We start from the raw sequence: 25,612 nt of genomic DNA, 5'->3' as shown, positions 1-25,612 counted from the left end.
GTCAATCCAATAGTAAAAAGAGCCGCTAATAATGTATTAGCGGCTCTTTTTTTACACGAATTTTGGTACTAACAGATCTTTATTATCTAGACCTTAATCATCCCATACAGGGCTGTAATCAGGATGCTCAATTTTACGACCATCGCTACTGGCAAGTTTGCCAATCTTCTCTAACTCATCTGCACTCAACTGCACTTTCATTGCATCCAAGTTACCTTGCAAATGGTCAGGGTTAGACGTCTTCGGAATGGCAACACGGTGCTTGTCTGATAGAATCCAAGCCAATGATATTTGTGCTGGCGTGACGTTATGCTTATCAGCGATTTCTTTAATAATCTCATTATCGAACACATCACCGCGTGCAAGTGGCGAATAAGCTTCCAATAAAATATGGTGATTGTTTAAAAAAGTCTGTAAGGTATTTTGCTTAATAAAAGGGTGAAACTCAACTTGGTTGACCACGATTGGTACATCCGCATATTTTTTGGCTTCAATAATGTTAGCAATATTAAAGTTAGAGACCCCGATATGACGCGTCAAACCTTGTTTCTGTAGTTCGCACAACGCAGGAATGGTTTCAGATAAAGGGACACGGTCATCCGGCCAATGCAAGAGCAATAGATCGACATAATCTGTACCCAAATCTTCTAAAGAGCGTTTAGCGGCTGCGACCAATTTCTCAGGCTCGAACTTCATATCATCAGGGAAAATCTTTGTCGTCAAAAAGAATTTATCACGAGCGATACCGGATTGCTTAATACCTTCGCCAACTTCTTTCTCATTACCATAAGCTTGGGCGGTATCGATATGCTCATAGCCCATCTTAAGACCTTGGCTGACGACATCAATACAATCTTGACCGGTTGACTGCCAAGTACCAAGACCTAATACCGGGATATTTGCTTGTCCAGCAGTACGAATATTATAATTTTTTGAACTCATATTATTATCCTTATGTGCAAGTTTTCATATTATTAGTTGATGACTTTATTCAGTTCATTAGCATTCGGTTCATAGGCTCAGATTCCACTTTTAAAGTTGATCATATAAAGAGCCAGAACCGATTCAACTGCACTTACTATAAGGAAAATGAGGACAGTACGATAGAGTAGGTGACGCTTTCCTACAAAGGGCAAACAGGCTGTAACGTCATTTTTAGTAACTGGTAACCACTAGAGACAGGTTTAAAAAAGTAATAATCACAAAATCGAGGCCATAAAAAACGCCCACTACTATTCAGCAATGGGCGTTCGTCATTAGCATAATACCTATATGTTCAGGTATTTTTTGACCTAAAAATTATTGAGCAGCAGCTTCTACTGGTGCAGATTCTGTCGCGGTATCCGTGTTTGCACCGTGATCAGCGCCCCAGATTTTTGGGTACTTATAACCAGGGAAAGTATCATGAGCATACTTTTTAAAGGCTTCAGAATTATAAGCATTGGTTACGTCTTCAACCCATTTCTTACCAGTATCCGCTGATTTAATCGCTGACCAGTTGACGTAAGCAAAGCTAGGCTCTTGGAACAAGGCTTCAGTCAGTTTGATACCAGCGTCAGTAGCATAGTTACCGTTGATAACTGCAAAGTCAACTTCATCACGTGCGCGTGGTAGTTGGGCAGCTTCTAGTTCAATGATCTCGATGTCGTATTTGCTGTTATCAGCGATATCAGCCTTTGACGCAGTCAATGGATCGATGTCATCTTTTAGCTTAATCCAGCCAAGATCATTCATCATGACCAAAGCACGAGCAAAGTTACTTGGATCGTTTGGCGCAGAAACACTCATGCCTTTAAATGCAGCATCAAGGCTGGTTTTTTTACCTGAATAGATGCCAAGTGGTGCTGTTGGTACTTGGAACACTTCAACTAGGTCAAGGTTGTTTTCTTTTTTGAAGGTATCAAGGTAAGGTTTATGCTGGAAAATATTGATATCCAAATCACCTTCAGCCAGTGCAAGGTTCGGGCGCACATAGTCGGTAAAGGCAATCAGCTCAACTTCATAACCTTGTGTTTCAAGCGTGCTTTTTACTTGGTTACGAACCATATCAGCAAAGTCGCCTTCAGTGGTACCGATAATGATTTTGGTATGATCAGGATCGATATCGCTAGCGGCAGTTTCTGCAGTTGACCCTTCGGTAACTGGCTCTTTGATCGCTTCTGGTGCTGATGAATTGCTGCAACCGACCAAGACCAAGCCTGATACACCAACAGCGGCAAATGCGGTCGCTAACTGACGGCTGATATCTGTTAATTTCATAATATGTCCTTTAATGAATGGGATTGAGTAAAACGTTTATCGTCTGAAAATTAAAAAAGCAACATTATAAATAGTAATGCTGCTTTTTGGTATAGGCGCTGAGATAAGGGTTGAGTATGGCCAAAAATAAACCTAGTCGCTCGTGATGTCAAGTATTCTCTAAAGCGGTTTAACGTTTATCTAAACGATTGGCGAGCCAATTGCCAGAGGCTTGGATTGAGATAACCATGATCGATAATACAATCACAATAAAAATCATCACTTCAGTTTGATAGCGATAATAACCATAACGAATGGCCAAATCACCCAAACCGCCACCACCGATCATACCAGCCGCCGCTGAATAAGATAGTAGACTGATACAGAGGATGGTCACTGATAGCACCAATCCTGAGCGCGCTTCGTTTAGTAAAACTTTTATGATAGTAAAAGGTCGTGCACCCATAGACTCGGTTGCTTCAATAATACCGCGTGGTACTTCACGTAAGTTTTGCTCCACCAAACGGGCAAAGTAGAACGAACCTGCAATCGCGAGTACTAGCGATGCGGCGATGGGTCCAATACCAGTACCGACGATGGCTTTAGTAAATGGGCTCATGGCAATCATCAAAATCACAAATGGGAAAGCGCGCATAAAGTTGGTGATGCCGCCAAGTACCCCGTAGAGGGTTTTGTTTTGCAAAAACTGTCGATCACTGGACAAAAATAAGAATATGCCAAACAGTCCGCCAATGACAATGGCGACTGTTGTAGAAATACCAAGCATAACAAAGGTATCGATAAAGGCACTTATAATTTCTTTGCGCAGCACCAACAGTTTATCGATTGAAGCAGATAATTCAGTACCAGTTAACATATGTGTTTCTCCTGCCTCATTAGTCTTCGTGCACTAAGCCTTTGCCAATCGGAGTAGTGGCCTGAATAAGACCATCGCGAATATCTGCCACTTCAAGTAATTGTCCTTGGTGTAGTAATGCTGCACGATGACAGAGCCTACGAATGACGCTCATCTCATGAGTTACAATGACAATGGTGACGCCAAGTTGTTCGTTGATATCGCGTAGACAAGTCAGTAGGCTGCGCGTCGTTGCAGGATCAAGCGCACTGGTCGGCTCATCGGCCAACAGTACTTTTGGACTGGGTGCAATTGCGCGGGCAATACCAACACGCTGTTTTTGTCCACCCGATAGCTGCGCAGGATAGTGGCCAGCACGATCAGTTAAGTCAACGATTGCCAGACAATCCATAACCCGTTTATGAATATCACGGCTTGGATAACCAGCAACGGTCAAATTAAATGCCACGTTATCAAACACCGTGCGATTGGACATCAGATTAAATTGCTGAAAAATCATACCAATGTTGTGACGAGCGATACGCAAATCGCTAGCAGACAAGGTGGTCAAATCAGTACCATCTATCACTACTTGACCAGAATCTGGACGTTCAAGTAAGTTAATCAAACGCAAAAGGGTAGATTTCCCTGCGCCTGAGTAGCCCATCAGACCAAAAATTTCACCTTGCTGAACAGACAAAGAAGTCGGTTCGACAGCGGTAAACCAATGCGGCTTACCGTCTTTATCTTTGATTGATCGGTCGCTTAAAAAACTTTTGGTCACATCGTTTAAGACAATCATGTCACTCATGGAGGGCTCAAAATTTAATAGGTTTATGATGGTTATAGAATAATTAGGCTGCAACTTACTAATGACAGCGTCAAAGTGGATGGTCGCTACCATTAACAATGCAATAAGGGGCGGTAATATAGCATATTATGTAATGTTTTGGATATGCACATCCGTGAACGGCTTATGACTAATGGTTATTAGTTATAAGCTATCTGGAAAATTTAAGTTGTTGTATGAGAAGGAGGTAATGACTAGCAGGGTAAAAGAGGTTCTGCCAGTTGCTAGTGGTGATTATCGTGCTAGTGGTTGTTGTCGTGATAGTTATAATGTGGATCTTGCTTTACGGGTATAACGACCAAAAATCTGGTGTGACCATTGATAGTATCAGTCACGATACGCCCTTGATGAGCAGTGACGATTTGCGATACCAAGGATAAGCCCAAACCTGAGCCTTTGTTTTTTTGCTGCAAGCGCACGAATGGACTAAAGACTTCTTCGCGTTTGTCTTCAGGAATACCTTCGCCTTCATCAATGACCGCCAGCACCACGTATTTTGGTAGCGGGCGTATTGGGTCGGCTTTGGCTTTTTTCATGTGTTTAGTGAATAAATTTTCTTTACGCGCTGTGGTCGGCGTCTCGTTCTCGCTTTGAGCATTGCCTTTAATATCATCTTTGCTAACAGTTTCATCGGTCGTTAATTTATTGGTTTTCCGAGATTGAATATTATCATTTGATAGCGCATCAGTGGATTTACTGGTCGCTTTACTACTAATAATTGCTTCGTTATGGCTACTGATTTCTACAGATTTTTTGCTGTCAGGAACGGCTTTCCACATGACTTTTTTGATTTTCTCAGTCAATTCCGTGGTAAAACTCTGGTAGTTGGCGATTAGGGACGATTCTGAATTAACGTTGACCACATTGCCATTGATTATAGTATTTCCAGTAGCATTTTCTTCAGCATCGGCACAATTACTAGGGTCTGTTGCTGAGGTGCCAGTTTCTAGCCCAGTCATGTCAGTTATTTTAGTGTTGTCAGTGATGACGTCAGTTACATCCACATTTGAACCGTCATCATCAGCATCGTTATTATCAAACACAATGCTCTCACCATTTCGATAAATCGGTGGTGCTGGTAGTGTGATTAGCGCTGCTACTTTTTCTGCTTTGTCTTTGTCACTATTGGTTGTAGGAGACCCATTAGAAACGTCGTCAAGTTGTGCCGACGTTTGCTGTATTAAGTTATCAGAGGCATGTGATTCATCATAATGGTCAAAATATGAACTGTTATAATCAGCAAAGCTACTACAAACCACTGTTTGCAGCAAATAATCTGGAATGGTATCGGCTTCATCAACAGTCTGAATGCCATAGATCAAGACGGTAACCGGTGGCTTACCATGTAGCATGGCATTGGTTAAGAGGTTGCGAATGAGATGGGTCAGCATCGGTGCCTGACCATCAATGACGATATGCTCACCTATCAAAGTGGCTTCAGGATAATGCTGACGCTCTTGATTCACTAAGTCATACAAATCCAAATGCTCGACTTGCTGCATGACATGACCAGCATCTAAGCGACTCACCAATAAGATACTTTCAACCAAATCATTAAGCCCCGACAAATCTCGGTTGATCGCTTGTGCACGTTTATCAAATTTTGCTTTGGTATCTGTTGGCATCGCATTTGCCAGCATATCCATCATCTCGATTTGTAGGCGGATACGGGTAATCGGCGTACGCAGCTCGTGAGAGGCGTGCGCCAATAGCAGATTGTTGGCATTAATAAGGTGCTCAATCTTTTGCGCCGCTTGGTTAAAGCCGCGTGCTAACGAAGCAATTTCATCATTACCACGTGCATTGACTCTTACTGTAAAATCACCATCACCCAATTGGGTCATTTGCTGGCTCATCTGATTGATACGCCACGTCATAGTGCGAGCAATCAACCATAGAACGCCTGCCATAATTAATAGCAGCAATAGAGTACCAGTAAATAAATTTAAGGCAGCGGAGAGCACGGGTTTTTTTGGCGGCAAGCGTGATTCGTACAGCAATGTATAACCAGTGCTGCTATATACCTGAGCCTGCTTGGTAGGGGAGGTGTCTGAAAGGGATGGAAAAACTTGTGAAAATAAAGAGGGAGTGGGCGGTAGCACTAACGGCAAGTCGCTATTGTCAGTCTGCATAAGCAAACGACCTTCGTTGTCGTATAACCCCATCTTTGCTTGTAAGGATTCATCAAAGATATCAAAGCTTTTTTTGACCACTGCCAGCATAAAGCGTGACTGTAAACGGTTGTCCTTACTAATGGAGATATTCAGCTCATGCAAAAAAGGATCAATTTGACCCAAAATCTGTGTAGCCAATACTTCTGAGCGGATACCCGCATCTTTGTCATGAACCAGCTGTGTCAATAGCACCATGGCTACTGCAAATAAAGTAAGTGCCAGCATCACGCTGGCAAATAACTTGGCAAATACGGAGCGAAAACCCAGTTGCTGCATTAAACCATCTCTATTGTCAGATGCTCGTATCAATTCATATCACGCCATTCGTCTGATTTAATCCAAACTATGGTGACAGGCTCGATTAATTGTATATCGAGCCATTTAAGATTAAACCTGATCGGTAGCAAACTGATAACCAACACCGCGTACAGTAATAATACGCTTTGGTTGGCGTGGATTGTCTTCGATCAAGGCACGTAAGCGTGAGATATGAACATCGATAGCACGATCAATATTGTCTGAGCTGTCATCATTTGGCATGGCTTGCCACAATTGCTCACGATTCAGTACCTTACCAGAATGGGTGGCAAAGTAGTGCAGCAATTGAAACTGATGCGTCGTCAAACGCACGGGCAGCTCATCGATCGTTACTTCGTGGCTATCAGGGAACACACTGAGACGGCCAAAGGTCAAACTGTCCGATTGACTGTCTGCTTGATTTGGCTGCTCGTGACGACGAATGACCGCTCGTATCCGTGCCAATAGTTCACGTGGCTCGAATGGTTTAGAGATATAGTCATCAGCGCCCATCTCAAGACCCAATACGCGATCGGTAGTATCGCCTTTTGCCGTTAGCATGATGATCGGCACTTTATTGGTCATATTGTTTTTGTTACCGCGTATCTTTTGGCAAACCTGCATGCCATCCATATCAGGTAGCATCAAATCAAGGACCACCAAGTCAATACCGCGCTCTTTGGTGTCTAGCAACTCCAGACCTTCTTGACCAAGTCCTGCATGATGCACATCATAGTAATTCATGGTCAGATAGTCACTGATTAGCTCTGCTAAATCTGGATCATCTTCAATTAACAAAATCTGCTTACTCATAGTTTGTCCTCTAGTTGTTGTTATGGTTTGTCAAGAAATCGCTTTTTATTAAAATTCTAGCGCGCCTCGATATCTATATTATCCTAAATCTAAGTGCTTCTAAATCTAAGTGCTTCTAAATCTAAGTGCTTCTAAATCTAAGTGCTTCTAAATCGTTATTGTCCTTGATCATAAGACATTGACCGTTAAGATAGGGTTAAAAAAACATGATTAAGCTTTCAGTCAACATAAGACAAGATAATAGTACTATATTGCCTAATTAACACGTGACTAAACAAGACACGCTTTGTTAATGTTTCTACACAATGTAACTGTCTCTACTGCTCTCTAAGAGACCACCACTTTTTTACCTTTAGATTCAATGGTTAAGTCGGCAAGACAAATTAAACTGTCATTGCTAATGCCTGCAATTAAATACTGCTTGGTAATAGGATCGTATTCGACGACCTCAACTGGCTGACGAGTTAGGCGTTGGTCTTGCTTAATAATCCATACATTGGCGCTCAAGGGTCTTAACGGTTTATAGGGTGGGCGCTGCAACTCTGTTAAGTCAACGTCATGTAACGCGCGTTCGGGGACAATCGTACCGACATCGATCTGACCATAATTGACACGCCCCGTCACTTGCATATCAGGCTGTAATTTCTCGCGACTGATTTCATTATTGACGACATTTACATGAACCAAAAGCTGTTTGGGCTGAACTGTTGCCGTCAACCTGCTAACTTGTCCAGTAAACTTATCTGACATGCCTTCAGCGGTAAAATTGACCGTCTGTCCGACAGAAAGCTGAGGCTCAGCTTGAATGGGTACAATGCCGATGAAATGTAATTCAGTTTCATCACTGAGCTGCAAAAGTGGTTGGCGTGCGTCCATTTTTTGTTCAGCTTCGGCATACAGCTTTTCAACGCGTCCTGAGAAGCTGGCACGCACCGTCATCAATTTGTAGGATGGTTTGGTACTAGCAGGTGCATTTTTGCTTGCTATTACATTATTTTTATCAACGCTAGTTTTATCGCCGCTAGACTGAGGCGCTTCAGCGTTATTTTCATTAGCCTTTCTCGATGTTGGTGTTGGTGTCGGCTTCGTTGTTTGGCTTGGGTTATCAGTCTTGTTCTCTGTTTTATTATTTTTTGTGGATTGGTCTGATGTTGCGAATTCTGTATTTTCAGCCGTTGAGGTAGGAGCTGACTCTGTGGGTTTATTAGCGGCTTCCTGACGCTGGACGATCAGCAGTGGCGTGCCTTTTTCTACCCATTGATTTTCTTCTACCAATACTTGCTGGACAGTGAGCGCTTTTGCTGCGGTGAACTGGGTCTTCTTGATTGGTTCAATACGGCCTTGAAGTCCTATGCTGGGCTGATAGCGTGATGGCTTTATACTTAAAATATGGTCAGGCGTCATGGTAACGCTATCGTCATCAATGATAATGGGTGTTTCTACCGTCTCACTATTTTCTGCGGTCACAGGCTCATCAGTAGGGGGCGAGGGCTGACAGGCAGCAAGCAATAATAAAGCACTGCACAAATACGCACTATTTTTTAGACCTATAAAAACTCTCATACCAATTGCCCTCATAAACATTGGTTTATTATATAGTGAATCGGGGCGAGGGCAAATAATAGTGCGATATTTACGCAACGAGACAGAGTTATTGATTTCAAACGCATGACTGGAAGAGGAAGAGTAATAATCAGAGTATTTTTGCTAAACCGATGATTAATTTGAACATAAATTCACTAAATAACTGGAAAACAACGAGTAACTGTGCTAAAACGAACATATTAAAATACAGTGATACATATTTATCACAAATGAAGATGATTCGGTAAGATAACTGTTGCTTCTACCCAATGTTAAATTCTTACCACACTTCTTTGATGAGTGTTATGCCCGTTAAATTGTTTGTATTTATAACGATTATGCCCGCTAATTTTGACAGGTTTGAAATTTACATAAGAAAAATGATTGGTCATATAGGCGGTTTTATACAGTAAGACGCTTGTTAGCCACATGACCTCCCATTTAAGTATTTATCTCATTTTTATTATTATTTTCAAAATGAGGACACGCCCTAGTGATGGTCATAAAATCTGATAATTATCTTCGTAAGTTAAACTCAGATTAGAAATTAATTTACGAAGATAATTGACGATAAAGTGCGTATAGTAACTGAAGGTAACGTCATGCTTGATAGACAATACTGATAAAGAACATGTTAGCTATTATGACAGCGTAAAATGCAAACTTAGTCGTTCATATCAATCCAAGAATAAGCCATTTTATAAATTGGAATAACTGTTAAAATTTTGCACTGACAGATAGCGCTACGAATAAATAGTCATTCATAGGATAATGATAATGGAAAATAATTTTGAGGGTCTGAAGGTCATGGTTATCGATGACTCAAAAACCATTCGCCGTACGGCAGAGACTTTATTGCAAAAAGCTGGCTGCGAAGTCGTAACCGCTATTGACGGTTTTGATGCTTTAGCCAAGATTGTTGACAACAATCCCGATATCATTTTTGTTGATATCATGATGCCACGCTTGGATGGCTATCAGACTTGTGCATTGATCAAAAACAACCCTGATTATGCCAGTAAGCCGGTGATTATGCTGTCATCTAAAGATGGTTTATTTGACAAGGCGCGTGGACGTATTGTCGGTTCAGATGAGTATTTGACTAAACCATTTAGCAAAGATGAGCTTTTTGAAGCAATCAATCAGTACCGTTAATAACCAACCATTTTATAAAACTGATAATTAGACAGTCATATTGGTATGCTTTATATGTGCAGCGGTACGGCTAGTGCAAGTGGCTAAGAAGACTGTCATACAAAAAACAACTATAGCTGTCGTGACTGTTTCATGAATTAAGATTTCAGGTTAATTAAATAGCCGTGTTAGAAATAGCTCAGTGACGATCACAACAGTATTGTTTAGTATTTACTACTTTATATATATCATCGTGGAAATAGTGCTGCCCTCGAAAGTGTCAGGCATTATTTTTAATAGATTTGTCTCAATAATATATCCCAACGGATATCATCGAAAATAAAGGAAATTTCCATGGCTACTATTTTAGTCATTGACGACTCGCCATCAGAGATGGCGAAATTTCGCGACATGCTTGCAAAAAACAACTATCAGGTGCTTGAAGCAACCAATGGTGAGCAAGGCTGTCAAATGGCAACTGATCATTTACCAGATGTCATCTTGATGGATGTGGTCATGCCTGAAATGAATGGTTTTCAAGCTACCCGTAAGATAACTCGTGGCAAAACAACATCGCATATTCCTATCATTATGATTAGTACCAAAAATCAAGAAACGGATCGTGTTTGGGGTAAGCGCCAAGGCGCTAAAGAATACATAACCAAGCCAGTTGACGAAAATGGTCTGGTTAATATTATTCGCAAAGTAATGGGGTAACTTGTGGCTTCCAAAGGGTTTATTGAGCTTCTGCGTTTCGCAGATTTGGCACGCGCACGTAAAAGTGGCCGTCACGGTGGACAAGAATCCGACTGGCAGGGTGTGGTATTTGAGATTGGTGGTCAGCGCTTGGTGGCACCAATGGGTCAAGTCTCAGAAATACTCACTATGCCAGAATTCACCAGTCTGCCCTTAGTAAAGCCTTGGATGATTGGCATCGCCAACATTCGCGGACGCCTATTACCACTGACGGATTTGTCTGAGTTTTTGCAAGTTCCTAGTCGGTTGGCGCAAATGAGCCAACGCAAGGTTATTGTGATCGATCATGATAATGTGTTTTCAGGATTACTTGTCGATCAAGTACTTGGTATCGAGCAATTTACTCGTGATGAATATCGCCCAGAAGCGCTTGAATATAACTCGCCATTCTCTCCTTATAATCATGGCAAGTTTTTTAAAGATGAACAAGATTGGTATATTTTTATGCCAAGCTTGTTAGTGCAAGATTTGCAGTATGCTGATGCAGCGCTATAACGGTCTTTCATACGGTATTTGCTGCCATGAAATACTCGCCTGCTAGCACGATGAAAAGAAACACCGACTGACATAATACAGTTGTATGTCAGCATTCATACAGGCTTTGCTAATCACTATTGTTTCGATAACAATATGATTGTCGGAGTCAGTCACGATAAGACTTTGACGATTGTTCGAAAGGGATACGCAAGATGAGTGATGTTATAAAGAACTCTGTAACTGGCAATAGCAAAACAACGCACACGGTTAAAGACGCCAATAATATTTGGAAATTATTATTGGGGTTTTTTGCTTTATTGACCGTGGTTTGTCTAATTTGGCTAGTCAATTCATTGTCATCAGTAAGTCAATATCTGCCTGATTTTAATCAATCAGTAGTATTGCCAGTGATTATATTTGTAGTAGGTGTTGCCGGTATTCTATTTGCCTTATATAAGTTACTTAGTCAGCGTGGCGGCTCAGAGCGTCTACTCATCGAAAAAGAGACCTTACGTCGTCGTCAAGAAGCAGAAGCAGAATCCGAGCGTGCGCGCCAAATTCAAGAAGAGAATGAGCGTAACCAGATTGCAATTTTGCGTTTGCTTGATGAATTGGGTGATTTGGCAGACGGTGATTTGACGGTCAATGCGACTGTATCAGAAGATTTCACTGGGGCGATTGCCGATTCGGTAAACTTCGCCATTGACCAATTACGTCAATTGGTACTGGTTATTAACAGTACCGCTGATCGCGTTTCACAGTCCTCAGAGCAGACGCAGATGAATGCGGTTGAGCTTGCTGAAGCCTCGGAAAACCAAGCGCAAGAAATCGCTGGTGTATCCGCAGCAATTAATGAGATGACTGTCTCAATTGACCAAGTTTCAAACAACGCGGCAGAGTCTGCAACGGTTGCCCAGCGCTCGGTTGCTATCTCTTATAATGGGGCAGAGGTTGTGCAGCGCTCTATTGAAGGCATGAACGTTATTCGTGATCAGATTCAAGAAACGTCAAAGCGTATCAAACGCCTCGGTGAATCTTCGCAAGAGATTGGTGATATCGTTGGATTGATTAATGATATTGCGGATCAGACCAACGTATTGGCATTGAACGCGGCCATTCAGGCGTCAATGGCAGGAGAGGCTGGTCGAGGTTTTGCGGTCGTTGCTGATGAAGTTCAACGTCTCGCTGAGCGTTCAGCCAATGCTACCAAACAGATTGAAACACTGGTAAAAACCATTCAGGCGGATACCAACGAAGCTGTGATGTCAATGGAATCCACGACCTCTGAGGTTGTACGCGGTGCACGTTTGGCCAAAGATGCTGGTGAAGCACTAGAAGAGGTACAGAGCGTTTCTAATACCTTGGCAGATCTGATTCAAAACATCTCAAATGCCGCCCAGCAACAGGCTGAGTCTGCTGGACATATCTCTCACACGATGAATATCATTCAAGATATTACCTCACAAACCTCATCTGGTACGATGGCTACAGCGCGTTCTATTGGTGAGCTAAGTGAAATGGCTGCTGCCCTCCAAGAGTCGGTGACTGGCTTCAAAGTATCGAACGATGATGAGCAATTAGAAGCTGAAGAAAACCTATTGACCAACGCTTAATAATTAACGAATGCGTAATAGGTAAGTATCATAATTAGTCATCAAGCTTAGGGTTTTGTTATCTTGAGATGTTAATCAAAGTGCTGCTCTAGTAGTGATGCTGGGCAGCAGTAATAATAGCAGGTCACGTGGATAAGCATACTCAACAAGACGTTAATGTAGTCGATAAAGCCAATCCCGATTTGGTGACAGCCTTAGGGCAAGTTAATGCCTTTGATACACAGCAATGGCAACGTTATATAGAGCAAGAAATTGGCTTTGTTTTACCTCCTATCCAACGACAGTGGTTGGTAAATGCGATTGACCGTACGGCTGCCGCGCATGGACTATCGATTTTGCAATTATGGCGTCAACTGCCAAGCAATGATGCGCTGCGCCAGCAATTATTGGACAAAGTGCTGATTGATGAAAGTCGCTTCTTTCGTCATATGCCTTCTATAGACTTCATTACAGAGTGCGCCTTGCGCCACCAGCGACTGAGTCTAATAGATGACAGTATTGATGAGACATTTCGCATTTGGAGTGTTGGTTGTGCCAGTGGACAGGAGACTTGGTCGCTTGCCATGAGTTTGGCATCGAAGCAGCTGGTCAATTACGCCGTATTGGGTACAGATGTCAGCCAAAAAGCAATTACGAAAGCACGTTTGGCACAATATGACAAACGTCAAAAAACATTGATTCCTTCAAGCTGTCAGCAGTTTATTTACCCATTACATTCTGAAACTGTACCCGATCAATCGACTGTTTTTGATTCATCTATAGTAGAAAGTACTATTAACGACACTCAAGAACATTGGCAAATCGTGCCAACTTTACAGCAGTATGTTAGCTTTGCTTTACACAATATTATCGGTCAAGAACCACCCACGTCCGATCTACAGCAGGTCATCATCTGCCAAAATATGCTGCTATATTTTCGTAAATTTGATCAACGAGATATTCTTAACAAGCTGTCAGAGCAGTGTGCGCTAGGTGGTTATATAGTATTGGCTCCAGGTGAGGCGTTGTTTTGGCGTCCTTCAAATATGCGCCGTATTGCGCACCCAAAAATTAATGCGTGGCAAAAGATCAGTGCCTAAATTAGCGCCTAGACGAGTTAGGATAAATCTATGAAAAACCAGCCCAATGACATGGTGACGCTCGAGTGGTTATTACCACTTTTTAATCAGCAATTATCACAAGTATCTGATGGCTGGCAATTAGACGCTGACAGCAATAATTACGAGCAAATGGTGCAGCACTATCATCAAGTTGGTGGTGCTTTAACTATGATTAATCTGCCTTTGCTGTCAAATTTAGCGACTAAGCTGAGTCTGTTGGCAGGGGCGGGTAGCCAAGATGGTTTTACCCCTGATGATCGCCGCATCGGTCAGTTTTCTCATCGGCTGTTACAACGTGAGCTGACGCAATATATGCGTACAAGCAGTCATCATACCGCTCTAATCAGTAGAGCGGCTGATGATCTTACTCAGTCGCTATCACGACTGGGTATAGCGACCGACCATTTGTCAGCGCAATCTACTATAGCCAGCAATGCTCATTACAAAAGCCTAGTCGATGGCGGTATTAATTCTGAAAAAGTTATCGATGATATTGAACTAGTCGTGCCAAGCCACGCGGTAGATGCTCATCTAGACACTCAGCAGTATCAAAAATTACTATTGGTTTGGCGTCAGCAAGTACAGGCGCTACTGGTTGCCAATAGCAATCAGCCCTCAGTACTGACGGTCTTAGAAAAAGTAAGTGAGTATTTATGGCAAACCACGCAAGACGATGATTTGCAGCGTCTATGGTATTTAACCGAGCTGTGGTTGCGCGACCTTGCTCATAATAAAACACCGTTGCCTAAGCACTATGCTCCGCTATTGGCAAAGCTTGAGCAAGTGCTAGAGTCTTGTGGACATCAAGCCGAGTTGGCGTCGAGCGTTATTAAAGAATTGCTCGCCAGCCTCTATATTGAGCTGAGTGGTCTTGCGCAAAGCAGCGAGCATACTCAGTCTATCCTTAGTAATCTACCGCAAAGTGCAATAATGGATGCACGTTTTTTACCTCGTATACTGAGCGAGCTTGAGACCCTCATTTTCAGTCTCGATCAACCGCAGACTTTATTGAACCCATTGCAACGCATAAATAGTCAGCTCGAAGCTCGAGGGTGGACTTTTTATGCCTCAAAAGCTGCATCCATCATTGCTGACATAGAGCGTGCCCTTTCCTCAGAGATTGGGTTTGCGCAAGAACAGTGGCAGATTGAACGCCAGCTTCAAGAGTTATATAGCGCTATTTACAATACAGAGCAGGCAATATCTACAAAGATCGGTGATGCCGCTGATTTTACGCCGGTGTCTGATGTAGCAGCGAGTGTCGACGCACAGTCAGATTCTAGTACGGACATCAACTCTACTAGTAAAGACTTACGTGAATTGCGCATTGCTGTTGAAGACATAAAACAAAGCTTTAACGCATATATACAGCGTCAGGATATTGCTCTCTTACCTGAGGCTGCTGATTTTACTAATATTGGTCATGCTTTTGATGAAATGGGATTGCCTTCAATCCGTGAAGCGACTGATGCTATAGCCAGCCTATTTGTACAACTCACCACTCATGAAATTGACGTGCTCAGTTGGAAGGTTACCCAAGCATTGGCTGAAGGTCTGACTTCGATAGAGCTGTTGCTTGATTATCTGGCTCAGCAAGTTTTTGACCAACCGCTATTAGCGTTGGCAAATCAGCATATTGATAATGCTGCCACATTGCTCAGTGAGTATATTCAAGCACCTGAAAGTGTTGATCAAAGCTTACTTAGCCAAAAAGTCGCGGCGACCGATGTACTGCGCTACGATGATAACGGTGAGATTGCGCCAGTTACTGAGCACGCTATCGATGACCAAATTCTTAAAGATCAAGACTTTGATGCGGCAATTTTGAGCCATGAAACGGCGGTAGAAGATGAGTCGAATAACCTCATCATAAATAATACCGTCGGTGATGATTTCAGCACTGTTAATGATAGTGAAGCTTTGCTACGTGCGCGTGAACAAGTGAAGCCAGATAGTTTTGATATAGATGAAGATATTCGTGATATTTTCATTGAAGAGGTGACAGAGGTCGTTGAGGACTTAGAGGATTTTTTACCAATTTGGCAACAGGATTCACAAGATCTAACACCTTTAACAGAAGTGCGTAGAGGCTTTCATACGTTAAAAGGGTCGGGGCGCATGGTTGGTGCCTTTAGTATCAGCGAAATGGCGTGGTCAATCGAAAATCTGCTCAATCGACTTTTAGACAAAACACTGCCTGTCACTGATGAGGTCGTTGCGCTAGTAACAGAGACGACCAAGCGACTTTCAGTCTTAGTTACAGATTTTACGGCGCAACAGTCGCCAAGCTTTGATCCTGCGGTAACCATTTTACAAAGTCATAATATACTAACAGGACAGCCAGTTAACACGGGTTTAAACAGTGCCGTATCTGCCTCATCGGACACTGAATTAGACGAGGCTTTGGACTCAGATGAGCCAATGGCAACTGCTGAATATGACAATCTGGCAGACACGATTGATGAGTTTGAACATGAACAGGAAGTAGGCGAAGATAGAAACGTCATAGACTCTCTTTCTGGTCTGATATTACCCACTGTACTCATTCCTTTCATGCAAGAGACGCAGCAGTTACCGACAGATGCGAATGATGCCGATCCTGATATCAAAGAGATATTTATAGAAGAGGCGAATGAAGTGTTGGACGACATCGTGCCTTTATATGAGCATTGGCAGCTGTCTCCCACTGATTTGAGCGATTTGCCAGACATTCGTCGCGGATTCCATACGCTAAAAGGTTCTGGTCGTATGGTTGGTGCCAACTATACCGGTGAGCTGGCATGGTCAATAGAAAACATGCTCAATCGCATTTTAGATAAGAGTATTGTTGCTTCAGCTGATATGAGACAGCTTATTACCGATGTGTTAGCAGCATATCCTGCTATGCTCACCACGTTTGAAAGTGACAGCCAAGATTATCCAGTGCTAGTACCACTATGGATTGCCTGTGCGAACGCTTTTAGTAAGCAGCATGGTAATGAGTTCAGCTATGCTAAGTTATATGAGCAAGCGCTTACCTCTACTGAGCAACCTTCAGTATTACAGTCTGATAGTACGATCGAAAGTAGTGATGAAAACATTGATAATATGCTGCAGACCATTCATTCGGCTAATGAAATGATGGCAGAAGCGCCAGTCATTTTGACGCATCAAAATGCAGAAGAAAAAGCATTTTTTGAGATTTTTATCGACGAAGCAGAGACCCTATTACAGGAGGTTGATACCTTTGTTAATGAGCATCGAGGTCAGCCCTATGTTGAAGTTAGTGATCACATTGTTCGGGCATTCCATACCCTAAGAGCCGCTTCAGGTTCTAGCGCTTTGGCAGCGATTAGCGAAATCAGTGCAACAATAGAGAAAAGTCTAGAGCTGTTGCAACAGCAAGATATTCCTATGAGTGCGCAACACTTAGAGGCGTTAGCACAGTCTGTGACACTAATTAATGGCTATCTTAATAATTACAAACCAAACGTCGAACAGCAAGATATATCGGTAGAAGACGCGCAGAGCCAGCAAGATATTGCGTCATTGCAAGCGATGCTGGGTGAGCATTATGCTGTCGGCGATTATAGTGAGATAGCAGACAATAAACTCACTATAGAGCAGCTTTTCGACGAAAATATTGATGAACTGCTCGATGCTGAATGGCAATTAAATGAGGCATTGAGCCACTCCGAAAGTGAGCATGTCCAGAAATATATTGAACAACAACTGGCACAAATAAATTATCTGGCTGGCAAAGCGGTAGATATTCCAAAATTCACTGCAATTCTCAGTGCCTTAGCTGGCGCTTATAATCATCTGCAAGACAGTCCTGAAACAGCAGCTGATACAGACATTCAAACCACGTTGTTGGCTGGGCATGCGCAGTTAGTAGGGTTGTTCGATGCATTGGCCGGTAGCACGTCATTGAAAGTCGATGGGCACGTTCTTGAGGATTTACAGCGTATTGCTAGTGGCGCTGACACTGAAGATGACATTATTGATGAGGATAATGATGGTCTGCCTACCGTGCAAAGTGTCTCTGCCGCTGAGTTTCAGCTAGAGTCTATCGATACTGACATTGAACTGTTAGAGATCTTTTTAGAAGAAGCGCAAGAGCTTGATGATGCCCTTGCCGAAAGCTTTAATAAGTGGCGTGCGGATATTAATAACATCAATACGCTAAAGGTATTACAACGTCATCTGCATACCATCAAAGGTGGTGCACGCATGGCAGGTATCCGTAGTATTGGAGACTTGACCCATGAAGCAGAGAGTATCTATGAAGCTTTTGTAGAGCACAGACGCGCGCCAACCACACAGTGGCTTGAGATTATGCAAATCGTGCAAGATACCTTGTCGTTGCAAGTCATGCACATGGTAAATCACCAGCAATCATTTTTTGCTCCCGAACTTATTGAGCAGTTACAACGTTTTGAGAAAGCACAAGTATTGCCAGATACGGTTAATTTGATTGTACCCGTGCCAAAACATCATACTGTCGCTGAGCCGCAAGCTGTTGAAGATGACTCTATACTCAGCAATGTCGAAAACACAGAAATCCTAACGCTTGATAGAATGATTAAACAGTCATGGGCCAATGGCTTACCGGATCCTGACATATTAGAAGTATTCTTAGAAGAAGCAGAAGCGCTGACCAATAATAATCAATATCTACAGTTATTTTTAGATAACGTGAGCGATACGGTTGCCTTACAAGCGCTACAGCGTGACTTGCATACCCTTAAAGGTGGCGCAAGAATGGTCACGGCTAATGGAATAGCGGACTTGGCACACGATATGGAGTCGGTCTATGAAGATCTTGCCCATCATCGTCGTCCTGCTACAAAAAAAGTTTTAGAGCTACTCGTGGCCTGTCATGACTGGATGGCAGATGCACTATTTATTCTTAAGCAACAAGTCAACCCGCCAACGCCTGCTTTATTAATAGAGTCGCTACAAGAATTTAGTAAAAACCCTGATAGCTTAAAACAAATACCTAATGAATCTCTGCAAGCGCAGCGCAAAGCGATTTTGACTGCCAAAGAAAATCGAAACTCAGCAGGTATGGTAAAAGACATCAGTAAAATGCCGGCGATGATCGGTGAGTTTACGGAGCAAGAGCAGAGCGCTAGTAGCAATGAGATGATCCGTATCTCAGGTGGTTTGATTGAGCATATGATTAACTTGTCTGGCGAGTCGGCGATTAACCGTGCGCGTATTGACATGGGCATGAGTAGCTTGACCAACAGCCTTGAAGAGATGGGCATCACGGTACAGCGTTTGGCAGATCAGTTACGCCGAATGGAGATTGAGCTTGAAGCCCAAATCTTATCGCAGATAGATGATGAGTTGATAAGCCATGAAGGTTTTGACCCACTAGAGATGGATCAATACTCTTCTTTGAATCAGTTATCAAAATCTCTGACAGAGTCGGCATCAGATTTGGTTGATATTAATCATACTCTTTTAGAAAAAACGCGTGATAGTGAGAGCTTATTATTACAGCTGTCACGGACGCAAACTGAGCTACAAGATGGCTTGATGAATTCGCGTATGGTGCCATTTACGCGCTTGACACCGCGTCTTGAACGTACGGTACGCCAAACGGCTAATGAGCTTAATAAGTCGGTTGAGCTGACAATTATTAATGCTGATGACGAAATGGATAGAACCATTCTAGAGCGTATTACGTCGCCGCTTGAGCATATGCTACGTAACGCCGTCGATCATGGTATCGAAGACAGTACAACGCGTCTGAAAGCTGGTAAAGAGCGCAGTGGTAACATCACTTTAGAGGTGTTGCGCGAAGGCAGTGAAATTGTCATCAACTTATCCGATGATGGGCGCGGTATCGATGTCGAAGCTGTTCGCAGCAAAGCCATTGCGCAAGGCCTTATCGATGCAGCAGACAGTAGTCTGACCGATCTTGATATCATGCAGTACATCTTTAATGCGGGCTTAAGTACCAGTAAGCAATTAACACAGATCTCAGGGCGCGGCGTTGGCATGGATGTCGTCATCAGCGAGATTCGTCAATTAGGTGGCGTAGTGTCTGTAGTCTCTGAGCTGGGCAAAGGGTCGCGTTTTACCATGCGCCTACCGCTTACAGTAGCCGTATCGGATGCCCTAGTAGTGCGAGCAGCAGATCGCTACTATGCCATACCGCTGGTTCAGATTGAGCGTGTGGTACGTATCAATCCAGAAAAGCTTTATGATTACTATCAGTCAAATGACGCCACGCTAAACTTTGAAGACGCTGATTACCGTGTGCGCTATTTAAATGAGATTTTATCAGGTAATAAACTCAATGAGCTGGTGGTCAATACCAATACGAGCTTACCGGTGATTATCATCAAAAACCGTACTGGACAGAATATTGCTCTGCAGGTTGATCAGATAGCTGGGTCACGTATCGAAGTCGTAGTAAAACCATTAGGACAACAATTCTCAAACCTATCGGGTATTTCAGCCGCTACCATCATGGGTGATGGCTCGGTCATGCTTATCTTAGATTTGATTGCCTTGATGCGTAATGCACCAGCGCTTAAAGAAGTCATGCCATCTGTTGGCTCTAAGCATAGACGTTTAGAATCTCAGCCGACGGTTATGGTCGTCGATGACTCGGTCACGGTACGTAAAGTAACGTCGCGCTTCTTAGAGCGTCAAGGGTATAAAGTTGCCGTTGCCAAAGATGGTGTCGATGCGATTGAGATACTACAAGAGACGATACCGGATCTTATCTTATTGGATATTGAGATGCCACGTATGGACGGCTTCGAAGTAGCCATTCAAATACGCCACAATAAACGCTTGCAGCATATTCCGATTATTATGATTACCTCACGTACTGGTGAAAAGCATCGTGAGCGTGCCTTAGAGATTGGGGTGAATGATTATATGGGTAAACCATTCCAAGAAAACGAGCTACTGAATAAAATCCAAATGCTATTGGGTGAAGAGGTCAGCCTAACTTATGAAGGATAAGGCACCTGTTCCATTAACGCTCAAAAACAAAAGTGATATCAAGGTGCTGGTGGTCGCAGAAGATCATCACCAGCGTATGGCCTTTTCAGATACCGTACGTGGTTGTGGTTTTACCCTCATTGATTGTGTATCACGGGCGCAGTTGCACGATAAGTTTGAACGTTATGAAACACCCATTGATATTTGGTTGATAGACAGTGATTATGATGACAGTGTAGCCACGGCTACGGCTATGTCTCAATCAATCGGGGTTTTGGTGGGTTTTAGTCAAGCGCCTTATTTAAATGAGGCAAAGCAGTATGCTAAATGGCAACGCAAACTAAAACGTAAGCTTGCACAGATGCTACTCCTACCAGCATTGGTAGATACCAAGGCTTACCAGAGCGATACCAATGACTGGCAGTATGTTGTGTTTTTGGGTGCATCTATGGGCGGTCCTAGCGCTGTAAAAGAGTTCTTAGATAACTTGTCACCCACGCTACCCATTTGTATTTTATTGGCGCACCATTTCAACCAGACGATGATTGGGACGCTACCACGCATACTGAATCGCCATAACGATTGGCGCTGTCAGGTCATTACCTCGTCGCAACGTTTACAGGCGGGTCAATGTCTGATTGCACCTATTGATAAGCAAATCGTTTGCGATTCGACCGGACGAATTATATTACTTGCTAAAGCATGGGAAGGTGATTACAAGCCCGCTATTGGTCAGATCCTAAAAAACACCAGCGATGTTTATGGTAGTGAGCTGATCAATATTATTTTTTCAGGTATGGGTAACGATGGGGCTCAGTATCTGGATTTAATCCAAGACAATGACAGTCAGTTGTGGGCGCAAGATCCAAGTGTCAGTACTTGTCCTAGTCAGCCACAAGCGATTGTTGATTCTGGATATTGTGGTTTTATTGGTAGCCCTGTGGCTTTAGCACAAAAACTTACCGACTATATTGGTGAAAGGGCGGCTGTTGCCTCTTCGCATTAATCTATTGTGAGCGACGTATGAAACAAATTCTGAAACATTCGTTTGAGGCAGTAAGCTTGCTAACCACGAACAATGGTATGCTAGATGTCACTATCGTTCCAGCATTTAATCAGCCTGATTGGATTATTCCGAGCAGCCTGATTTTGAGTGTGGATGACTTTGATGAGCATATTTGGACTTATCTGTGGCAACAACAAGAAGTCGCTGTATTCCATTTGCTATCCAGTGGGCAAACGCCAGAAAAGATCATCGTATTAGAGGGTAATACGGCTGCCCATCGCATAGCATTACAGACTGTCGGTGAACTGCGCCATCTACAAGTACGTATCTCTGACGTTAAGGATATTGAGCTTCCTGAACAGTATACGAGCAATGCGAATATCAATTATAGCGTCGCCCAAAAAACGAAAAATAGCGATAGTGAAACGGTTCAAGCGACTGGCAAAAATCTGACAGATAGCGAAATCGACTACGTCAAAGAACGCTTTCAAGAAAACGTTGTAGAATCCTACTTGTTTCAAACCGTAATTATCGATAACATTCTCTACTTGGTGCCTGATTTGGATAAAATTGCGCATCAATTGGTTGATTTAGACAGCTAGCTTTTTTAGTAAGTGTGGCCTATAGTGAATAGCAATTCATTAGTCTTAATCATGACTAATGATCACGACTAATGATAGTGACCAGTAACATCGTCAAGACTAACCTAGCCACAATGACTGTGCCGCCTGTTATTGTCTTTATCTATAAATGTTGGTTAGAGTGAGTAGAGCAGCCTATGAATAATATCGATGCGAATGTTTCAAAGTGGTCAATCGCTAGCCGCTTATTTCACTGGATCAGTGCGGTTTTATTGCTGGTAACGTGGCTCATGATGCTGTTATACCAAAATCTTAATGACAATCTCTATATTGGGCTACACAAGGCCTTTGGTATAAGCTTGTTGTGTTGGATGATAGCGCGAGTTATCAATCGCGTCTTTACCAAAGTACCACCAGCGTTACCGATGCCTAAGTGGCAGCTGTTGATGTCAAAGTTGTCGCACTTTGCGCTATATGCTTTGCTAATCGCGATGCCGTTAGCTGGCTTGCTGATGTCAGTCTATGGGGGTCGACAGGTAGATATATTTGGTTTATTTCAGATTCCCGTCTTTGTCATCCCAGATAGAGGTTTAGCGCGTTATTATAATGATTTACACGCTGATATTATCTGGCCCATGATTATTGCCTTTACTGTATTGCATATTGGTGCAGCTTTGTATCATCAGTTTGTCAAAAAAGACAATTTGATCGCACGTATAAAGTAACGACTAATCTAGAAAGTATGCGTCCACAAAAAAGCCCTCAGTATTTTACTGAGGGCTTTTTTAGATTAGGGCTTAACTAGAGCGCTTTTTCTATATGCTTTTGAACAGTTTATTTTTTATGCTCAGGTAAGTTGATATTCATCTCTAGCACATCTAAGCTGTCTTCAGAACGATGATTGATATTCACATCATCAATTTGCACGCCATTGACGTACTTATTTACCACTTCTAGTATTTCACGTTTCATTTTTTCGATACGATCCGCTGTTAAGCGGTTGTTTAAGCGATTTTCACTCGCAACGATAACCTTGAGACGCTCAGTGGCTAAATTAGCACTGCCGACATTGCTGCTGTCATCAGTACCAAATAAATTGCTCCAAAATCCTTTTTTCTTACTCATCATTAACCCCCAAACCAGCGCTGTAATAAACTCTTTTTCTTCACGTCAATATGACGTAACGGCCGCTCTTCGCCTAAGAAACGGGCGACAATGTCATCATAACATTGACCAGCGATGGAGTCGGTATAGTGAATAACTGGTTCACCGTGGTTAGATGCCTCAAGCACTGAATGGCTTTCAGGGATAACACCAAGTAAAGGTACTTTTAGGATATCGTTAGAGATGGTATCGATATCCATCATCTCATTCGCTGCCGCACGTTCGGCATTGTAGCGAGTGATAACCAAATGCTCACGGATAGAACCTTGGTTCTCTTCGATCTTTTTGGTACGGCTTTGTAAGATACCGATAATACGATCCGAGTCACGTACTGAAGAGATCTCAGGGTTGGTCACGATGATCGCTTCATCAGCATGATACATCGCTAACTGGGCACCGCGCTCGATACCAGCAGGCGAATCACAAATGATATAGTCGAACTGCTTAGACAGCTCAGCCATTACTTCGGACACCCCTTCGTCTGTCAGCGCATCTTTGTCCCGCGTCTGACTGGCAGGTAGGATGTATAAGTTCTCAAGCTGTTTGTCTTTGACCAGTGCTTGTGACAAGCGCGCGTTACCGCTGATGACGTCTACAAAGTCATAAACAATTCGATTTTCACAGCCCATGATCAAGTCTAGATTACGTAGACCTACATCAAAATCGATAACAACTGTCTTATAGCCACGCAACGCCAAACCGGCGGCAAAAGAGGCACTAGTGGTGGTTTTGCCCACACCGCCTTTACCTGAAGTGATTACAACAATCTTCGCCACAATGGCACACTCCTATGAATCAATGGGATATCTATTAAATAAAATAGCGCATTCTCTTATGCTTATTATTCACATGTAATATATGCGCTGCGAGCGTAAGCCTAGCATAAATAAACAAAAATTTATAGCAAGTCTGCACTAAAGCGAAAAACAACGATTATCTGCGTTAAGTGCTCCTGCCTATAGGTATTAGCACTGATAGATAGGTTACATAGTGGCAGAGTAAATTATTTGTCTTGAGACAGTTTTGTTAACCAAACTTACCGAAATATTAAGTAAGATATTTAGCCATTACTTTCTTAGCACTACAGCAAATGCCTTTAAGATTTATATATAAAATTCGACAAATCAGCCGTCTAACTAAGCATCATCCATTACGGTAAATACCAAACCTTGACCTTCTATAAAGCGTACTTGTACTGGTTTGTCGATTACGTGTTCCGGTAAATTGTCTCGTAGGCAGTAAGTGCCTGCGACTGACACCAATGACGGGTTAAAGACCTGACAAAAAATACGAGCATCTTTGTCGCCTGTTGCTCCTGCGACCAAACGACCTTGGGCGCGGCCGTAGACATGCAAGCTGTTGTCAGTAATCGCTTCAGCGCCACTGTTGACACTGTTGGTCAAAATCAAATCCCCACCGACGTGGTTAAGGCTCTGTCCTGAACGTAGCATTTGATCATAGATGAGGCTGGTGATATGTTCAGCGCTTACCAAGGTTTCTGCTGGAATATTGGCGATGGTCGTCTCGGCCGCTGTCTCAAGTGCAGGTTCAGACGCTACGTCATTCGTGCTGGTCGACTCTGTACTTTTGGCTTCTGACGCTTTATTGACTTGAGCAGTGGCTTTTTTACTGGGTAGAATACGCTCGATACGTTTGCCGTCGGCAGGAAATATCGCCAATCGCTGCTCACGTGCTTGTGCATCTAACACACCTGTCACGACACCGATAGGTTGCAGTCCCCATGACCATAACAGCTCTACCAATGCAGACAGATCTTGTTCGACCTCGCTATCAATGAGGATAGGGATATTGCTGGATTTGTTGCTAAGCGTTTCAGCAAGCTGAGCCTCGATAGCGCTCAAGTCATCCGTACTGAACTGTAAGCGCGAAAAGGTGAGCATCTTACCGTAAAAGGCGAGAGCAGGCGTAGCACTCGGGGTTGGGCTGCTGTTGTCGTTATCTAAAATCGTCATAAGATTGATCCTCAAAAAATATCGTATGGCTGCATGCGTACTATATTT

General features: G+C 42.9%; 18 protein-coding genes and 1 pseudogene. 9 read left to right on the top strand and 10 right to left on the bottom strand.

Annotated elements, in window-relative coordinates; translation table 11 throughout:
• Positions 1-93 precede the first annotated feature (93 nt).
• The 7 genes from IOD06_RS04730 to IOD06_RS04700 all read right to left on the bottom strand — a co-directional run bounded on the left by IOD06_RS04730 (position 94) and on the right by IOD06_RS04700 (position 8,791).
• Entirely contained in the window at positions 94-942 is an 849-nt protein-coding gene (locus IOD06_RS04730; RefSeq protein ID WP_194619458.1) for an aldo/keto reductase, read from the bottom strand.
• A gap of 357 nt (positions 943-1,299) precedes the next feature.
• Positions 1,300-2,259 carry a MetQ/NlpA family ABC transporter substrate-binding protein gene (locus tag IOD06_RS04725; protein WP_194619456.1) on the bottom strand — a complete coding sequence of 320 codons (960 nt, stop codon included), beginning with the start codon at positions 2,257-2,259 and terminating at the stop codon, positions 1,300-1,302.
• A 169-nt stretch (positions 2,260-2,428) separates the two neighbouring features.
• Entirely contained in the window at positions 2,429-3,115 is a 687-nt protein-coding gene (locus tag IOD06_RS04720; protein ID WP_189585604.1) for a methionine ABC transporter permease, read from the bottom strand.
• A 19-nt stretch (positions 3,116-3,134) separates the two neighbouring features.
• On the bottom strand, positions 3,135-3,905 hold the full coding sequence (locus IOD06_RS04715; RefSeq protein WP_194619454.1) for a methionine ABC transporter ATP-binding protein: 771 nt from the start codon (positions 3,903-3,905) through the stop codon (positions 3,135-3,137).
• 281 nt (positions 3,906-4,186) lie between these two features.
• Positions 4,187-6,394 carry a sensor histidine kinase gene (locus tag IOD06_RS04710; RefSeq protein WP_194619452.1) on the bottom strand — a complete coding sequence of 736 codons (2,208 nt, stop codon included), beginning with the start codon at positions 6,392-6,394 and terminating at the stop codon, positions 4,187-4,189.
• A 111-nt stretch (positions 6,395-6,505) separates the two neighbouring features.
• Positions 6,506-7,228, bottom strand: coding sequence for a response regulator transcription factor (locus IOD06_RS04705; RefSeq protein WP_010201627.1), 723 nt, complete (start codon positions 7,226-7,228; stop codon positions 6,506-6,508).
• A 327-nt stretch (positions 7,229-7,555) separates the two neighbouring features.
• Positions 7,556-8,791, bottom strand: a complete 1,236-nt coding sequence (locus IOD06_RS04700; RefSeq protein ID WP_194619450.1) for an efflux RND transporter periplasmic adaptor subunit — start codon at positions 8,789-8,791, stop codon at positions 7,556-7,558.
• 798 nt (positions 8,792-9,589) lie between these two features.
• On the opposite strand from IOD06_RS04700, the gene pilG reads away from it, so the two are divergent.
• The 9 genes and pseudogenes from pilG to IOD06_RS04655 all read left to right on the top strand — a co-directional run bounded on the left by pilG (position 9,590) and on the right by IOD06_RS04655 (position 23,152).
• Positions 9,590-9,967 carry a twitching motility response regulator PilG gene (gene pilG, locus IOD06_RS04695; protein WP_010201623.1) on the top strand — a complete coding sequence of 126 codons (378 nt, stop codon included), beginning with the start codon at positions 9,590-9,592 and terminating at the stop codon, positions 9,965-9,967.
• 333 nt (positions 9,968-10,300) lie between these two features.
• Positions 10,301-10,663 carry a PleD family two-component system response regulator gene (locus IOD06_RS04690; protein WP_010201622.1) on the top strand — a complete coding sequence of 121 codons (363 nt, stop codon included), beginning with the start codon at positions 10,301-10,303 and terminating at the stop codon, positions 10,661-10,663.
• Between the two features lie 3 nt (positions 10,664-10,666).
• On the top strand, positions 10,667-11,197 hold the full coding sequence (locus IOD06_RS04685; RefSeq protein WP_010201621.1) for a chemotaxis protein CheW: 531 nt from the start codon (positions 10,667-10,669) through the stop codon (positions 11,195-11,197).
• Between the two features lie 380 nt (positions 11,198-11,577).
• Positions 11,578-12,792 (top strand): annotated as a pseudogene (locus IOD06_RS04680) (methyl-accepting chemotaxis protein); the annotation flags it as partial.
• A gap of 128 nt (positions 12,793-12,920) precedes the next feature.
• Entirely contained in the window at positions 12,921-13,871 is a 951-nt protein-coding gene (locus IOD06_RS04675) for a protein-glutamate O-methyltransferase CheR (RefSeq protein WP_194619448.1), read from the top strand.
• A gap of 30 nt (positions 13,872-13,901) precedes the next feature.
• Complete coding sequence (locus IOD06_RS04670) at positions 13,902-20,861, top strand: Hpt domain-containing protein (protein ID WP_194619446.1); 6,960 nt, start codon at positions 13,902-13,904, stop codon at positions 20,859-20,861.
• The gene (locus IOD06_RS04665; RefSeq protein ID WP_194619444.1) at positions 20,851-21,846 is read left to right on the top strand and encodes a chemotaxis protein CheB; all 996 of its coding nucleotides are present in this window, start codon (positions 20,851-20,853) and stop codon (positions 21,844-21,846) included. Before IOD06_RS04670 ends, IOD06_RS04665 begins: the two co-directional genes overlap by 11 nt.
• A 17-nt stretch (positions 21,847-21,863) precedes the next feature.
• The gene (locus IOD06_RS04660; protein WP_194619442.1) at positions 21,864-22,448 is read left to right on the top strand and encodes a hypothetical protein; all 585 of its coding nucleotides are present in this window, start codon (positions 21,864-21,866) and stop codon (positions 22,446-22,448) included.
• 176 nt (positions 22,449-22,624) lie between these two features.
• Entirely contained in the window at positions 22,625-23,152 is a 528-nt protein-coding gene (locus tag IOD06_RS04655; RefSeq protein WP_194619440.1) for a cytochrome b, read from the top strand.
• A gap of 109 nt (positions 23,153-23,261) precedes the next feature.
• Here IOD06_RS04655 and minE read toward each other — a convergent pair whose 3' ends face one another.
• The 3 genes from minE to minC form a co-directional block, all read right to left on the bottom strand.
• Positions 23,262-23,552 carry a cell division topological specificity factor MinE gene (minE, locus tag IOD06_RS04650; protein ID WP_010201590.1) on the bottom strand — a complete coding sequence of 97 codons (291 nt, stop codon included), beginning with the start codon at positions 23,550-23,552 and terminating at the stop codon, positions 23,262-23,264.
• Positions 23,553-23,554: 2 nt separating this feature from the next.
• Positions 23,555-24,367, bottom strand: coding sequence for a septum site-determining protein MinD (minD, locus tag IOD06_RS04645; protein ID WP_010201589.1), 813 nt, complete (start codon positions 24,365-24,367; stop codon positions 23,555-23,557).
• 360 nt (positions 24,368-24,727) lie between these two features.
• Positions 24,728-25,564 (bottom strand): septum site-determining protein MinC, encoded by an 837-nt coding sequence (minC, locus tag IOD06_RS04640; RefSeq protein ID WP_194619438.1) that lies wholly within the window; start codon positions 25,562-25,564, stop codon positions 24,728-24,730.
• Positions 25,565-25,612: the final 48 nt, after the last annotated feature.

This window comes from Psychrobacter sp. N25K4-3-2, assembly GCF_015351755.1.
Classification (GTDB): Bacteria; Pseudomonadota; Gammaproteobacteria; order Pseudomonadales; family Moraxellaceae; genus Psychrobacter; species Psychrobacter glaciei.
The sequence above is the reverse complement of the archived record's forward strand: the minus strand, read 5'-3'. Positions and strand labels throughout refer to the sequence as shown.